Consider the following 15,518-nt stretch of genomic DNA (forward strand, 5'->3'; position numbering starts at 1 on the left):
AGAAACGCATGACGACGTTGACAGAAGATGATGTACTTGAGCAACTGGACGCTCAGGATAATTTACTTTCGTTTATGGCAACCGCAAATGACATCCTGTTGCAGGCCATCAAAAATTTTCTGCCGTCATTATTCGTCAATAACGATGAAGAAATCGTCGAATATGCAGTGAAGCCGTTACTGGCTCAAAGCGGCCCGCTTGATGACATTGATGTGGCAATACGTTTGATTTATGCGTTGGGAAAAATGGATAAATGGCTGTATGCCGATGTGATTCACTTTTCTCAGTTTTATCAGTATTTACGTGAACAGCGTGAAATTCCCCGTTTTTCTGATGATATCACCTGGGATTTTATGAGTAACGTCAATAGCATAACGACGAATGCCACACTCTACAATTCGTTGAAATCAATGAAGTTTGCAGATTTCGCCATCTATTCAGAAATACGTTTTGTCACCATGATCAAAACCGGGCTGGCTTTAGCGGTAACGACGATATTAAGGGAACTAACACCGTGAAAATATCGCTCCAGATTAATGGGCTGATGACCGACGCCTGGTATGATGACGATGAAGTAGAAAATGTCCATAAACCGCTGTTACGGCATCTGGCAACATTAAACGCGAAAACACCTGAGCGCCGCACCGTTATTTTTCTGAGCGCTCCGCCAGGAACAGGAAAGTCAACGCTCACCACCTTCTGGGAATATCTGTCGCGTAACGATCCAGAATTACCGACGATCCAGACGCTGCCGATGGATGGCTTCCATCATTATAATCGCTGGCTGGATGAGCATGAACTACGCGCCGCTAAAGGTGCGCCTGAAACCTTTAACGTTGAAAAACTGGCGAGTAATTTACGTCAGCTCCATGAGCAAAATGCAACCTGGCCTCAATATGATCGCCAACTGCATGACCCTGTCGAAAATGCCATTCAGGTGACGGCGCCTGTCGTTATTATTGAAGGAAACTGGCTGTTGTATAACGCGCCGTCCTGGCGCGAGCTACGGCAGTATTGCGATTATTCACTGTTTATCCGAGCGCCTGCCGATGTGCTGCGCGGCCGTTTAATCGCACGTAAACAGGCAGGAGGGCTGAGCGAAGAGCAGGCGCAGATATTTTTTGACCGTACCGACGGACCTAACGTTTGTCGGGTGCTGGAAAACAGCTTACCTGCGAGTCTTACGTTAGAGATGACGGCAAAGGGTGAGTATCGTCTTGCGCAGGCGTTGCCTGACGAGCCCCAGTAATGGCCCCGTTATGCAGACGAACCACCCTGGAAAAATGGCGCTGCGTAAAGGCGGCGTCATGACTGATCGCCACCACGCTGGTTCCCCGTTGTCGGCAAACCGCGAGCCAGTTTTCAAAGATTGCCAGCCAGTGGGCGTCAAAATCCCGGCTGGGTTCATCAAGCATCAGAATTGCTGGTCTCATGACGTCAAGACTGGCAACAGCGACCATACGGCGTTGCGCCGTATGAAGATCTAACGGATGCATATCCGCGACCTCTTCCAGAGCGCATAATTTCAGCGCCGTAGCGGTGCGTTGCGCAATTTCGGTCGGCGGCAACTTTTGTAGCCGCAAGCCAAAAGCGACCTCTTCGGCGACATTACTGTGAAAAAGCTGGTTTTCCGCTTCCTGAAACAGCACGCCGAGAATCTGCGCGCGTTCGCGGTTTTTGCGTTGCGCAATCGGCGTTCCCTGAAGCAGCACGTCGCCGGATGACGGAGTGAGTAAGCCAGCCATGATGCGCAGAAGCGTCGATTTCCCCGTGCCGTTATTACCGGTCAGCGCCAGCCATTCCCCTGCGTTCAGCGTCAGTGAGATATCGTGAAGGCAGGGAGTAGCGGCGCCCGGCCAGCGAAAAGTCACCTGTTCTAGCGTCAGCATCGTAAAGATAATCCTTCGTTGTGCAACTGCCATGTGCGATCGCAATAGGCGAGAAAGGGGGCGGGGTCACGCTCAAAAAGAATGATTAACGCCTGTTGCGTATGCGCCCAGTCCTGTAAACGCGCCAGCAGCAGCGCCGTGGCCTGAGCCGTTAAACGGCTGAACGCTTCATCAAGAATCAACAGTTTCGGCTGCATAGCGAGTGCGCTGGCAATCACCACGCGCTGAGTTTCCCCGCCGGAAAGCGTACCCGGGTGGCGATGGCGCAATGGCTGGCATTCCGTCAGCGAGAGCGCGGCATCAACGCGACGCAGGATCTCCGCTTCTCTGAGCGCAAGGTTTTCCGGGCCGAACGCGATCTCTTCCTCTACGCTGAAGGTACAGCCGGAAAGTTGCAGCCAGGGCGACTGCTGGACAAGCTGGATGGTTTGCGCGTGTTCCGCCAGGGAGCGCTGCCCTATGGGCGTGCATAACAGTTCGCCTTTGCCGTCGATCGCGCCGGGAAGAAAATCGGGAAACCAGCCCGCCATTAACTGCGCCAGCGTACTTTTTCCGCTGCCGTTATTGCCAAAAATCGCCACGATACCGGGCGTGTCGTAATGAAAATCGAAGCACAGCGGGGCGCGCGTCGCATGTGTCGGGTGATAACGGAACTGCTCTAGCGTAACCATATCCACACTCCGGTTTCGACCAGCATCGCCAGTATCATGCTGTAGCGTGCGACCCGTTGCCGGGCGCTGTCCTCCGGCGCCCACAATGTGGTGCGACGGCGATGTAAACGAAACGCCCGCATATCCAATGCCGCGCCGCGAACCGCCAGATCGTTGAGCGCATTGTGCGTTAACGGAACGATAAGCGCAGGCATGGCGCGAAGTCGCTGATACCAACGTTCGTCCAGCGGCACGCCGCGGGCGCGCTGGGCTTCATGAATGATCGACAGCTGGCGTTTTAGCTGTTCGACAACCAGTAGTGGGCCGGCAAACAGGTAGGCGATGCCCGGCGGCAGGCGTGAGGCGAACAGGGCGCGAATAAACTGGCGAACCGGCACGTACTGCATCCACAACTGTGAGGTGGAGACTATCGCCAGAATCCGTAGCCAGAGCGTGACGGCGTGTTGCCAGCGTTGCGGATCGCGCGGCTGGCCGCTGATCCACTCGGTCAGCCAGCCTCCGTGTACCAGCCATAGGCCGAACCCCAGAGAAAACATCAGCCACGCGACATATTTCGCCCGCGGGCGCGTGGCGCTTATCCCCAGTAAACAGAGAAACGTCGCCGCGCTGTACAGCGTGAGCGCCATGCCGGCAGGAAGCAGCAGCGTGGTGCAGGCGGCCAGCGCCCAGAGCGTTAACGAGGTAAAAGGGTGCATTAGCGCACGGGCGACATCGTTGGGAAATGGCGCGTGGTGCGTAATGGCAACTGGCGCAACAGCACCCAGACGATAATCGCGGTCAGGATTTTATCGACCAGATTCGCCCCCAGGACGGTAATCGCAACGGACTCCACCAGGTTCTGACCGACAGAGTGCATCCAGGCGACAAACAGGTCGGCGCCGCTTCCGGTCACACCGCCAAACAGCGTGGTTCGCAGCGGCACGGCGACAACTGTGACCGCCAGCGTAATCACCACGCCGCTGGCCACCACTTTTGGCAGGGTGCGAAACCATCCGGCACGCGCCAGCCAACCGGCGACCAGACCAATCACCATCGCGACCGGCGCAAAGGCGGCGGCGATGGGATCGGTTAATAATCCCCAGAGTACGTTGGTGAGCAACCCGGTTAACATGCCGACAATCGGGCCGAGCAGGACGGCGCTGATCAACGTCCCGATGGAGTCGAGGAAAACCGGTAACTTCAACATGCTGATGAGCTGTCCGCCGATCATATTGATGGCGATAGCAATCACGATCAAAGCCAGGGACTGGCTGGAAAACTGGCGACGCGCCATAGAAAACCTCTTACTGAGTGAAACGTTAACGGGGTGAGATAACCAGTTCTTCATAACCGGAAACAGCGCAGGGCTGGCGGCTAAACGCCAGCGCGTTAAGCTCTCCGATGACTAGCTCAAGCGTGGTGCGAACGGTACAGCCTGCCATCATATGGCCGCCCAGCATTGCGCCTTTTGGGTCGGAAACAGAGAGATGAAGGTGTTCGCCAGTGAGTTCCAGCGTGCCGTTCAGGGAGATGACCTCATACGTTCCGGTGAGCAGGGTGGTTTCCTCTTGCCCGGCGAATCGCAGCGCGACGTCAGTCAGGCTGCCGGTACACCCGGCTATCCACGCGGCGCGCAGTTGGTGCTGTTGGACGAACGCGTGTAGTTGTGAAAAAACTTCCTGGCCGGGAAGCAGGCGCAGCGCATAAAAGCGTGCGGCAGATGAGGGAACTGGCGGCATTGTCATGGTTTGGGGACTCCGAGACTCGGACGTAGCGCTGATAATATAGACGCTGGCTCACGTACTTCCTGATATAAATCAGGATTTGTGATGCGGCAACGAAAAGATATTGCTACGCTTATTCGCCATTCTGGAATATGGAATAAATCGGGCGCTGAAGGGGGCGAAAGTGTGATGCAGGTCAGATAACTGGCTTCTTTGACTGGACAATCATTCCTTTTATTCCTCGTTTCGCTTATTCTAGCTGAAGCGTTTCAGTCGATTAAATGTTCGACAAATAATCAATCAGTCGCAGTTTGCGACAGGTAAGGTTTTCCTCGACGATTTGCTGGATTACTCTGTCAGCCTCATCTGAATCGGGATAGCCTTGCAGGAGACCTATGACCGTACGCGTAGCGATTAATGGCTTTGGTCGCATCGGGCGTAACGTGGTTCGTGCTTTGTATGAATCAGGACGCCGGGCGGAAATCAGCGTGGTGGCAATCAACGAACTTGCGGATGCTGCGGGCATGGCGCATTTGTTGAAATATGACACCAGCCATGGACGTTTTGCATGGGATGTTCGCCAGGAGCGCGAGCAGCTCATCGTCGGCGACGACACGATTCGCATTTTGCACGAGCGAACGCTGGATGCGCTCCCCTGGCGCGAACTGAGTATTGATGTCGTGCTGGATTGCACGGGCGTGTACGGTAATCGTGAACACGGCGAGGCGCATCTTGCCGCTGGCGCGAAAAAAGTGCTCTTTTCACATCCCGGCAGCCACGATCTTGACGCCACCGTCGTGTTTGGCGTGAACCAGGAGCAATTGCGTGCGGAACACCGCATCGTATCGAATGCGTCCTGTACCACGAATTGCATCATCCCCGTCATTAAATTGTTAGATGATGCATACGGCATTGAGTCGGGAACCGTCACGACGATCCACTCCGCTATGCACGATCAGCAGGTGATCGACGCGTACCATTCCGATCTGCGACGCACCCGCGCCGCCAGCCAGTCGATTATTCCGGTTGATACCAAACTGGCGGCGGGCATTACGCGAATTTTCCCGCAGTTCAACGACCGTTTTGAGGCGATTGCGGTACGCGTACCGACCATAAATGTGACGGCGATCGACTTAAGCGTGACGGTGAAAAAGCCGGTAAAAGCCAATGAAGTCAACCAGTTGCTGCAAAAAGCAGCACATGGGGCATTTCATGGTATAGTTGACTATACGGAATTGCCGTTGGTCTCGATAGATTTCAACCACGACCCGCATAGCGCCATCGTTGATGGCACCCAGACACGGGTCAGTGGCGCCCACCTGATCAAGACATTGGTCTGGTGCGATAATGAATGGGGCTTTGCTAACCGAATGCTCGACACGACGTTAGCGATGGCCGCAGTTGGTTTCAAGTAGGACATTCCATGCGCAAAATCCTTCAAAAGGATGAAGCGCATGACGTCTGCAAAACTTTATGAATCAATGAGAGGATTCACCATGTCTGTAATTAAGATGACCGATCTGGATCTTGCTGGTAAACGTGTTTTTATCCGTGCGGATCTGAACGTTCCAGTTAAAGAAGGGAAAGTAACCAGCGACGCGCGTATTCGCGCTTCCCTGCCGACCATCGAACTGGCCCTGAAACAGGGTGCGAAAGTGATGGTTACTTCCCACCTGGGTCGTCCTACCGAAGGCGAGTACAACGAAGAATTCTCTCTGCTGCCGGTTGTTAACTACCTGAAAGACAAACTGTCCAATCCGGTTCGCCTGGTAAAAGATTACCTGGACGGCGTTGAAGTGGCTGCCGGTGAACTGGTGGTTCTGGAAAACGTTCGCTTTAACAAAGGCGAGAAGAAAGACGACGAAGCCCTGTCTAAGAAATACGCTGCGCTGTGCGACGTATTCGTGATGGACGCTTTCGGTACTGCGCACCGCGCCCAGGCTTCTACCCACGGTATCGGTAAATTCGCCGACGTCGCTTGCGCAGGTCCGCTGCTGGCGGCAGAACTGGATGCGCTGGGTAAAGCGCTGAAAGAACCGGCTCGCCCGATGGTGGCTATCGTTGGCGGTTCTAAAGTGTCTACCAAACTGACCGTTCTGGACTCCCTGTCCAAAATCGCTGACCAGCTGATCGTTGGCGGCGGCATCGCAAACACCTTCGTTGCCGCTCAGGGCCACAATGTGGGCAAATCCCTGTACGAAGCTGACCTGGTTGACGAAGCGAAACGCCTGCTGACCACCTGTGATATCCCGGTTCCAACTGACGTACGCGTAGCAACCGAGTTCTCCGAAACCGCTACCGCGACCCTGAAATCTGTTAACGACATCAAAGACGACGAGCAGATTCTGGACCTGGGCGATACTTCCGCTGAGAAACTGGCTGACATCCTGAAGAATGCGAAAACCATTCTGTGGAACGGCCCGGTTGGCGTGTTCGAATTCCCGAACTTCCGTAAAGGCACCGAAATTGTTGCCAACGCGATCGCAGACAGCGAAGCGTTCTCCATCGCAGGCGGCGGCGACACTCTGGCGGCAATCGACCTGTTCGGCATTGCTGACAAAATTTCCTACATCTCCACTGGCGGCGGCGCATTCCTCGAATTCGTGGAAGGCAAAGTGCTGCCAGCAGTAGCAATGCTCGAAGAGCGCGCTAAGAAGTAATCGTTACGGGCAGGGATTCCTGCCCGTTGATTTATTGCCGTGCTGACATTCAGGGCGGCCCGTGTTTTTTCTAAGGCCCGACGATACAGGACAACGAAACATGTCTAAAATTTTTGATTTCGTAAAACCAGGCGTAATTACTGGTGATGACGTACAGAAAGTGTTCCAGGTAGCAAAAGAAAACAACTTTGCTCTGCCAGCAGTTAACTGCGTGGGCACCGATTCCATCAACGCCGTTCTGGAAACCGCTGCGAAAGTTAAAGCGCCGGTCATCGTCCAGTTCTCCAACGGTGGCGCTTCCTTTATCGCGGGTAAAGGCGTGAAAACCGACGTTCCTCAGGGCTCGGCAATCCTGGGCGCTATCTCTGGCGCGCATCACGTTCACCAGATGGCTGAACACTACGGTGTTCCGGTAATTCTGCACACCGACCACTGCGCGAAGAAACTGCTGCCGTGGATCGACGGTCTGCTGGATGCGGGTGAAAAACATTTCGCTGCGACCGGTAAGCCGCTGTTCTCTTCTCACATGATCGACCTGTCTGAAGAGTCTCTGGAAGAGAACATCGAAATCTGCTCCAGATACCTGGCGCGCATGGCCAAAATGGGCATGACTCTGGAAATCGAACTGGGTTGCACCGGTGGTGAAGAAGATGGCGTGGACAACAGCCACATGGACGCTTCTGCACTGTACACCCAGCCGGAAGACGTTGATTACGCATACACTGAGCTGAGCAAAATCAGCCCGCGTTTCACCATCGCGGCTTCCTTCGGTAACGTACACGGTGTTTACAAACCGGGTAACGTGGTTCTGACCCCGACCATCCTGCGCGACTCTCAGGAATATGTTTCTAAGAAACACAACCTGCCGCACAACAGCCTGAACTTCGTATTCCACGGTGGTTCCGGTTCTACCGCTCAGGAAATCAAAGACTCCGTAAGCTACGGCGTAATCAAAATGAACATCGATACCGATACCCAATGGGCGACCTGGGAAGGTGTTCTGAAGTATTACAAAGATAACGAAGCGTATCTTCAGGGTCAGCTGGGCAACCCGAAAGGCGAAGATCAGCCGAACAAGAAATACTACGATCCGCGCGTATGGCTGCGTGCCGGCCAGACTTCCATGATCGCGCGTCTGGAACAGGCTTTCAAAGAACTGAACGCGATTGACGTTCTGTAATTCAGCCTGCTGATTGTAAAAATGGCTTCCTTCGGGAAGCCATTTTTTTTGCCGGATGGCGATTACGATTGGCAACCGTGCTTCCCGTAGGCCGGATAAGACGCTTTCGCGTCGCCATCCGGCAAAAAGAGGTTTACCGCGTCACGCAGGTGCCTTTTTCCCCCGCCAGAATCTGTGGCGCATCTTTTAGCGCGCCGATAAACGCAGTGTTCCCGGTCTGCTTAACAAACTGCATCACCGCTGCGGCTTTGGGGCCCATCGCACCATCGGGGGCGGCAAACGGCGCCAGTTCTTCTACCGTTGCATGGTGTAGCGCGCGCGCCTGTGGCGTTCCCCAGTTCTCATACACAGCGTCCGCATCCGTCAGGATCAACAGATGATCGGCGTGGAGAGACTGCGCCAGCACCGAGGCCGTTAAATCTTTATCAATGACCGCTTCGACTCCCTGGTATCCCTCGTCTTGTGCGATAACCGGAATGCCGCCGCCACCGCAGCAAATTACCGTATGTCCGGCATCTATCAACGTTTGTATTGCGTCACTGTCGAGAATTTTTAATGGCGTTGGAGAGGGAACAACCCGACGAATATAGTTGCCATCGGCTTTCATCTGCCAGCCGTAGCGTGCTTCCAGCTCCGCCTGCTGCACCGGTTGATATACCGGGCCGATATACTTGCCGGGCGTTGCAAAGGCGTCATCCCGCGGATCGACCGCCACGCGGGTCATCAGCGTTGTGACGGGCGCGCCGCCAGTGTATGACGCCAGTTCCTGAGCGATAGCAAAACCGATCATTCCTTGGCTTTCGGCGACCAGAATATCCAGTGGCCAGGCGGGGGAGTCTGTACAGGCCGCATTCTGTAACGCCAGCAGACCCACCTGCGGGCCGTTGCCGTGAACAATCACCAGTTGATAATCCCGGGCCAGTACGGATGCCATTCTGGCGAATACCTGAATGCTACGCTGCTGATTTTCCGCGCTAAGAATTTCTCCGCGCTGTAATAACGCATTGCCGCCAAGGGCAATGACGATTTTCTTTTTCATGATGACCTCATTGTGCGAAATATCTCGCGGTAAAAATATCGTCTTGTTATTTTCATAATGTGATGTAACCGACAGCTCATTTACCCACAAAAATATCTCGCTAATCCTTAGCGTTTTTATCTTTTTTATTTAAATTGTTTTAAAAATGATTATTAGACTTTTTTTAATAATGCAGCGGTCAGTTCCCAGGAATTTATAACAATGGATTTTGTGTGATTTTGTTCAAATGAAATGGATTTTTCCCCCGATAAGGTAGCCTCAGTTAAAACATCAAACCTCACGTATCATGTCAGATAGCATGAGGTGTTCAGCGGTAAATATTACCGGGAGATTGCTTATGTCTGGATCATATGAAGTGACTGAGGTCACGAATAAAAGAGGAATACCGGCCTGGTGGATCACCGTTTTCCTGTTCTGGTTAGGGTGGATTTTTATGTACGCTGACCGCACGATACTCAATCCGGTAATGGGAGAACTGGAAAAAGAATTTGGCTTAAGTGGTACGCAATTAGGTATTCTTAATTCAGTTTTCTATTTTTCTTATGCTTTGCTTCAGGTTCCGGCAGGAATTCTGGGCGATAAGATTGGCAAAAAGAAAGTGCTGGTGCCGGGGTTTATTCTTTTTGGCGTATTCACCGCCGTCACCGGTTGGGCGAAAAGCTGGTATACGCTGCTGTTTGCCCGCGTGGTAACGGGAGCGGGAGAAGGGACTTACTATGGCCCGCAGTATGGCTTGTCTTCCGAGCAGATCCCCAAAAAATACCGTTCGCTGGGCAGCGCAATCATCAATAGCGGGATGGCCTTCGGTATTGCGCTGGGCCTGATGACCTCCAGTTGGCTGGTGTACGACCAGGGGTATTCGTGGCGTATGCCATTTTACGCGATGGCGATCCCCTCCGTGCTGGTTGGGATTGCGATCTGGTTGTTTGTGAAAGAGAAGAAGCGAACTGCCGAAGCCGATGGCAAACCGGTAAAAAAAGGGAATTTCAGCGACCTTCTGAAAAACCGTAATTTAATTATCACCTATATTATGGTGTTCTGTAGCCTATTTGGTTTCTTCGTTATTCTGACCTGGCTTCCCTATTATCTGCAAAGTGAACGTGGCATCGCGGGCAGTGAAACCGGATTTATTTCTTCGCTGGTGGCGTGGATTTCAATTCCTGGCGCGCTGTTATTCTCCAGCCTGTCTGACAAACTGGGTAAGCGTAAACCATTAATTATGTTCCTGGTGCCCGTTGCCATTCTCAGCATGCTGTCAATTATCTGGATGCCAAATATGACCGGCGTCATTATCGCTCTGTGCGTTTATGGCCTTGTCGGAAAACTGGCGCTGGACCCGGTACTGGTCGCTCTGGTGGCGGATAGCGTCGATGAAAATAATTACAGTACGGCATTTGGCTTATTTAATTTTATCGGCATGAGTTCATCCATTCTGGCACCCATTATTGCAGGCGCGGCGCGTGATATCACCGGAAGTCTGGCTTCCAGTTTCTATGTTTCAGCCGCGCTGCTGGCTGTCGGTTTATTCGCCATGTTGTTTTTAAAAGAAAAACGCACATAAAGAGGTAGCGGTAATGATTTACGCCTTTATTAAAAAGGGAAGTTTTCAGGACTCCGTCAGCCTGATGATTATTTCCCGAAAACTCAGTGAACGCCCGGAAGTTGATCAGGTCTCGGTGATGATGGGCACGCCAGCGAATAAGTCGATGCTGGATTCAACCGGGTTCTGGCATGACGATTTTGCCGATGCCACGCCAAACGATATTTGCGTGGCGGTGCGAACCGAAAGCGAACAGCCCGGCATTCTGGATTTGATTCGTGAGCAACTGGAGAAAGAACTGAATGCGATGACGAATGCCTCGGGCAGCTCGCACCAGTTGATTAAAGCGCGCCGCTGGGAGAGCGCATGTCAAAAATTACCCCAGGCCAATCTGCTGTTAGTTTCCGTTGCCGGGGAATATGCCGCATCGGTTGCCAGAGAGGGGCTGCTGGCGAATAAAAACGTGATGCTGTTTTCCGATAACGTGCCGCTGGAACAGGAAGTCGAGCTGAAAACAATGGCGCGCGAGCGGGGGCTGATTGTGATGGGGCCTGACTGCGGCACGGCGATGATTGCCGGAAGTCCGCTGGCGTTTGCCAACGTACTGCCTGAAGGCGGGATTGGCGTAATTGGCGCATCGGGGACGGGGATTCAGGAAGTGACGTCGCAGATTGCGCTGCATCAGCAGGGAATCAGCCATGCGATAGGTCTGGGCGGGCGCGACCTGAGCGCGGAAGTGGGCGGCATCAGCGCGCTGACCGCGCTCGACATGCTGGCCGCGGATGACGCCACGCGGGTGATTGCTTTTGTCTCCAAACCGCCGTCGCCGCAGGTGCGAACCCGCATCATTGCGGCCATGCAAAATGTGGGGAAACCGGTGGTCGCGTTGTTCCTCGGGCGTCAACCGGAACAGCGCCGTGAAGGTAACGTCTGGCTGGCGAACTCCTTGTCGGATGCCGCCCAGCTGGCGGTGCTGCTGATGCGCGTGGCGCAACAGCGACGGATTCAGCCGGAAGTGACAGGGAAAGGTATTTATGGCCTGTACGCCGGGGGCACGCTGGCAGCCGAAGCCGCCATGCTGCTCTCCTCCGGGCTGGGCGTCCCCGTCAGCGAAAGCCACGACCAGGGCGTGATGCTGGAGGCTGGCGGCCATCGCATTGTCGACCTCGGTGATGACAGTTACACCCTGGGCAGACCTCATCCGATGATTGATCCAACAACCCGCAGTATTGAAATCGAAAAACTGACTGCAATGCCGGCAGTGGGCGTGCTGCTGCTGGATGTGGTGCTGGGCTATGGCGCCTGTGCCGACCCGGCGGGAGCGGTCGTTGAAGCGATAGAGCAAGTGCGCGCCAAACGCGCCGCGCCGCTGGTGGTGATTGCCACCCTGACCGGTACTGATGCCGACCCGCAGGGGCGCAGCGGGCAGGCGGAAAAACTTCGCGAGGCCGGGATTGCGGTGGTGGAAACGCTGGAAGAAGCCGTCCTGCTCGCCATCAGTCTTACACGCCATCAGGAGCGCGGCATACCGCAAGCACATCGCGCGCTTCTTGATGGCGTGCAGGTCATCAACGCCGGGTTGCGCAGCTTCGCGCTGGATCTGCAAAGCAGCGGTACGCCGGTTGTGCATTATCAGTGGGCGCCCGTTGCCGGTGGCAACGCCCGTCTCGCCAGTCTACTCAAACAGTTACATTAAGTTCAGAGGTACGAATATGTATTCATCTATTGCACAGGCCAACGAAGCCATTATTGAACGAATCAAAGCCGCGCGCCCACATTGGGTTGCGGTACGCCCGGCGAAAGACGCGGTGGCCGAATTAGCGTTTGGACGTAAATTACTGCACGCCGGCCCGCCGATCGCCTGGGAAGAGATGACCGGCCCGATGCGCGGCGCCTGTATCGGCGCGTCGCTGTTTGAAGGCTGGGCGGCCAGTGAGGAAGAGGCCGTACGCATGCTGGAACAAGGTGAGGTGGCGTTTATTCCTTGTCATCATGTGGGCGCAGTGGGGCCGATGGGCGGTATCACCTCCGCCAGTATGCCGGTGCTGGTGGTGCGTGACGTGGTGCATGGCAACTCGTCCTGCTGCAACCTTAATGAAGGGATCGGCAAAGTGATGCGTTTCGGCGCTTACGGCGATGACGTCCAGAAACGCCTGCGCTGGATGCGTGATGTGCTGGCGCCGGTGTTGCAGGAAGCGCTCTCGCGGATGGAAAACGGCGTCGATCTGACGGCGCTGATGGCGCAGGCGATCACCATGGGGGATGAGTTCCACCAGCGTAATATTGCCGCCTCTTCTTTGCTGCTGCGCACGTTGTCGCCGGTGATCGCCGGACTGGATCGTCCGAAGGCTGAAATCATTGACGTGCTGCAATTCCTCAGTGTCACCGACCAGTTCTTCCTCAACCTGGCGATGGCTTACAGTAAAGCGGTGATGGATGCGGCGGCGGAAATTAAAGCCGGATCGGTCGTTACGGCTATGACGCGTAACGGTCGCGACTTTGGTATTCGCGTAAGCGGCACCGGCGACCGTTGGTTTACCGCGCCGGTGAATACGCCGCAGGGGCTGTTTTTTACCGGTTACAGCCAGGCCGATGCGAACCCGGATATTGGCGACAGCGCCATCACGGAAACGTTGGGGATCGGCGGCGCGGCAATGATTGCCGCGCCTGGCGTAACGCGCTTTGTCGGCGCAGGCGGTATGGGGGCGGCGCTGGAAACGTCGGAAGAGATGGCTGAAATCTATCTGTCCAGCAATCCGCTGTTCCAGATTCCGTCCTGGGATTTCAGGGGTGCCTGCCTGGGGCTGGATATTCGCCGCGTTGTTGAAACGGGGATCACGCCGCTGATTAATACCGGTATTGCCCATCGTGAAGCGGGAATTGGGCAGGTGGGGGCGGGAACCGTACGCGCTCCGCTGCTTTGCTTTGAAAAAGCGCTGGAAGCGCTGGCGGAGTTGCATCACATCACGGCGTAATCGCTTTGCCCGGTGGCGCTACGCTTACCGGGCCTACGGTCTGGCAATGCTGTAAAGGCGTTTACGCCGCCATCCGGCATACTGGAGTGTACTGATGAGCATTATCAATCCCCTGGCCTGTGCCGGACTTTATCGACTTCCCGATGGTGAGTGGTCGTTACACAGCCGCTTCTCGCAGGCGATTAACTTTTGCCATTCCGGTGGCGAGCTGTTGACGCTGTTTCGCTATGGGAAAGGAATGGGGCCGACGGGCGTGTTACTGAGCACCGCGCAGTTTTCCCGCGTGTCCCATGTTGAACGACTTATCAAACAGGGGAACACCCTGTGGGGGCAGGGCATAATGCTTGACCCTCGTCGCATACTTCGTGTGTCGCTGAGTTCTGCTGCTGTCGCTCCTGTCGATCTCTCATTCTGTACGCAACGCAGCGGCTTCTCCGGGGCGTTAAATCAACCGCTGACGGCTCTGCCGCACTATCCTGAAATAATTAAGCAGCTTGCATGCTGGCATCATGGCATGATGCCAGACTGGCGCTGGCTTATCGGGTGCGGGCCAGGACTGACGCCCAGCGGCGATGATATGCTGACGGGTATGCTTGCCGTGCTGTATGCCGCCGGGTTTTCTGCGCGGCTGGGGCATTTCTTACCTCCGGCGGATCAGCTTGCGCAACTTACAACGTCGGTAAGTTGCAGCTATCTGAACAGCGCCAGAATGGGGGAATTTTCAATACCGGTGCTGAAGGTGATGCGCCGTTTACAGTCAGGGCGCGACCCGCAGCCCGCGATTCAGCGTTTGCTCGCGGTTGGACACACTTCAGGCGCCGATACATTACTGGGGATAGCAATAGCGCAACGGTGGTTACAGATGGTCGACTCAAGGGGAAGGCATGCTCGATCAGGAAACAATACGCACATTTATTCGGGTTGCGGAGACGGAGAGCTTTTCCCGTGCGGCCAGCTCGCTACATAAAACGCCAGCGGCGATCAGCTATCGCATAAAAACGCTGGAGGAGCAGGTGGGAACGCAGCTCTTTTTACGTACGACCCGATCGGTCAGCCTGACTCTTGCCGGGCAGCACCTGCTTGAGCATTGCCGCCAGTGGCTTAACTGGCTGGATGCAATGCCGGACGAGCTTCAGCAGATCAATGCAGGCGTTGAGCGGCAGGTAAATATTGTTATCAATAACCTGCTGTATCAGCCGCAGACCACGGCGGACTTACTGACGTGGTTACATCAACAGTTTCCGTTTACCCGTTTTCAAATTTCCCGTCAGGTCTACATGGGCGTGTGGGATTCGCTTTTGTATGACGACTTCCAGTTAGCGATTGGCGTAACGGGCTCGGAGTCGCTCTCCAATAACATCTCTCTGCTGCCGCTGGGGGATATCAGCTGGCAGTTTGTGGTGGCGCAGAGTCATCCTTTGGCGAGCCATCCTGCGCCGGTATTGTCTGACGATATGCTGCGCCGTTACCCCGCCATTAATATTGAAGATACTTCGCGAACGCTGACGCGCCGTGTTGCCTGGTTGCTGAGCGGACAAAAGGAGATCAAGGTTCCTGATCTCAGCACCAAGCTGGCCTGCCATTTAAGCGGCCTCGGCGTCGGTTTTTTACCGGAGCGATTGTGCCGTCCGTATGTCGAGTCCGGGGCGCTGGTTGCCCGCTCAGTGGTCAATCCACGCCAGCCTTCGCCGCTTTCTATCGCCTGGAAGAATGCGGGCAGCGGAAAAGTGGTGAGTGAAATCGCCGACGTATTTAAGCAGAAGAGTGCATTAGTGAGCGGATTTATCAGAATGGTCGATCGACCTGCGGAGTATTAACGCTGCGCGTTTCCTTGATGGGATCATGTTGAAAAATGGCATAT

General features: G+C 54.8%; 16 protein-coding genes. 10 read left to right on the forward strand and 6 right to left on the reverse strand.

What is annotated here, in order from left to right; all coding sequences use genetic code 11:
• Positions 1–8 precede the first annotated feature (8 nt).
• Both OGX84_RS21670 and OGX84_RS21675 read left to right on the forward strand, forming a co-directional pair.
• Positions 9–518, forward strand: a complete 510-nt coding sequence (locus OGX84_RS21670) for an MltR family transcriptional regulator (protein WP_047461374.1) — start codon at positions 9–11, stop codon at positions 516–518.
• On the forward strand, positions 515–1,249 hold the full coding sequence (locus OGX84_RS21675) for a nucleoside/nucleotide kinase family protein (RefSeq protein ID WP_047461376.1): 735 nt from the start codon (positions 515–517) through the stop codon (positions 1,247–1,249). The genes OGX84_RS21670 and OGX84_RS21675 overlap by 4 nt, the downstream gene beginning before the upstream one ends.
• Here the strand turns inward: OGX84_RS21675 and OGX84_RS21680 are convergent.
• Genes OGX84_RS21680 through OGX84_RS21700 form a run of 5 tightly spaced genes read right to left on the reverse strand, consistent with a single transcriptional unit; the run spans position 1,182 to position 4,284 of the window.
• Positions 1,182–1,889 carry an ABC transporter ATP-binding protein gene (locus OGX84_RS21680; protein ID WP_112001568.1) on the reverse strand — a complete coding sequence of 236 codons (708 nt, stop codon included), beginning with the start codon at positions 1,887–1,889 and terminating at the stop codon, positions 1,182–1,184. The genes OGX84_RS21675 and OGX84_RS21680 overlap by 68 nt on opposite strands.
• Positions 1,883–2,560, reverse strand: coding sequence for an energy-coupling factor ABC transporter ATP-binding protein (locus tag OGX84_RS21685; RefSeq protein WP_012135041.1), 678 nt, complete (start codon positions 2,558–2,560; stop codon positions 1,883–1,885). Before OGX84_RS21685 ends, OGX84_RS21680 begins: the two co-directional genes overlap by 7 nt.
• Entirely contained in the window at positions 2,548–3,255 is a 708-nt protein-coding gene (locus tag OGX84_RS21690) for an energy-coupling factor transporter transmembrane component T (protein WP_012135040.1), read from the reverse strand. The genes OGX84_RS21685 and OGX84_RS21690 overlap by 13 nt, the downstream gene beginning before the upstream one ends.
• Positions 3,255–3,833: an ECF transporter S component gene (locus tag OGX84_RS21695; RefSeq protein ID WP_012135039.1), complete on the reverse strand. Its 579-nt coding sequence runs from the start codon at positions 3,831–3,833 to the stop codon at positions 3,255–3,257. Before OGX84_RS21695 ends, OGX84_RS21690 begins: the two co-directional genes overlap by 1 nt.
• Before the next feature lie 25 nt (positions 3,834–3,858).
• Entirely contained in the window at positions 3,859–4,284 is a 426-nt protein-coding gene (locus tag OGX84_RS21700; RefSeq protein WP_012135038.1) for a PPC domain-containing DNA-binding protein, read from the reverse strand.
• Between the two features lie 374 nt (positions 4,285–4,658).
• Here OGX84_RS21700 and epd point away from each other — a divergent pair, with 374 nt between their 5' ends.
• The 3 genes from epd to fbaA all read left to right on the forward strand — a co-directional run bounded on the left by epd (position 4,659) and on the right by fbaA (position 8,103).
• Positions 4,659–5,678 carry an erythrose-4-phosphate dehydrogenase gene (gene epd, locus OGX84_RS21705; protein ID WP_012135037.1) on the forward strand — a complete coding sequence of 340 codons (1,020 nt, stop codon included), beginning with the start codon at positions 4,659–4,661 and terminating at the stop codon, positions 5,676–5,678.
• 81 nt (positions 5,679–5,759) lie between these two features.
• A complete protein-coding gene (pgk, locus tag OGX84_RS21710) occupies positions 5,760–6,923 on the forward strand; it encodes a phosphoglycerate kinase (protein ID WP_024130932.1) in 1,164 nt (387 codons plus the stop codon).
• A gap of 100 nt (positions 6,924–7,023) precedes the next feature.
• Positions 7,024–8,103, forward strand: a complete 1,080-nt coding sequence (gene fbaA / locus OGX84_RS21715) for a class II fructose-bisphosphate aldolase (RefSeq protein WP_112001569.1) — start codon at positions 7,024–7,026, stop codon at positions 8,101–8,103.
• A gap of 133 nt (positions 8,104–8,236) precedes the next feature.
• On the opposite strand, the gene OGX84_RS21720 is transcribed toward fbaA, so the two are convergent.
• Entirely contained in the window at positions 8,237–9,142 is a 906-nt protein-coding gene (locus OGX84_RS21720; RefSeq protein ID WP_275165220.1) for a carbamate kinase, read from the reverse strand.
• A 337-nt stretch (positions 9,143–9,479) separates the two neighbouring features.
• Here OGX84_RS21720 and OGX84_RS21725 point away from each other — a divergent pair, with 337 nt between their 5' ends.
• The 5 genes from OGX84_RS21725 to allS all read left to right on the forward strand — a co-directional run bounded on the left by OGX84_RS21725 (position 9,480) and on the right by allS (position 15,474).
• Positions 9,480–10,703, forward strand: coding sequence for an MFS transporter (locus OGX84_RS21725; protein WP_286458397.1), 1,224 nt, complete (start codon positions 9,480–9,482; stop codon positions 10,701–10,703).
• A gap of 13 nt (positions 10,704–10,716) precedes the next feature.
• A complete protein-coding gene (locus OGX84_RS21730; protein WP_275165225.1) occupies positions 10,717–12,378 on the forward strand; it encodes an acyl-CoA synthetase FdrA in 1,662 nt (553 codons plus the stop codon).
• A gap of 16 nt (positions 12,379–12,394) precedes the next feature.
• Complete coding sequence (locus OGX84_RS21735; RefSeq protein WP_286458398.1) at positions 12,395–13,657, forward strand: YlbE family protein; 1,263 nt, start codon at positions 12,395–12,397, stop codon at positions 13,655–13,657.
• A 94-nt stretch (positions 13,658–13,751) separates the two neighbouring features.
• Positions 13,752–14,624, forward strand: a complete 873-nt coding sequence (locus tag OGX84_RS21740) for an oxamate carbamoyltransferase subunit AllH family protein (RefSeq protein ID WP_286458399.1) — start codon at positions 13,752–13,754, stop codon at positions 14,622–14,624.
• On the forward strand, positions 14,542–15,474 hold the full coding sequence (allS, locus tag OGX84_RS21745; protein ID WP_047461391.1) for an HTH-type transcriptional activator AllS: 933 nt from the start codon (positions 14,542–14,544) through the stop codon (positions 15,472–15,474). Before OGX84_RS21740 ends, allS begins: the two co-directional genes overlap by 83 nt.
• Positions 15,475–15,518 lie beyond the last annotated feature (44 nt).

The sequence above is a fragment of the Citrobacter sp. CK202 genome (genome assembly GCF_030333225.1).
Classification (GTDB): Bacteria; Pseudomonadota; Gammaproteobacteria; order Enterobacterales; family Enterobacteriaceae; genus Citrobacter_B; species Citrobacter_B koseri.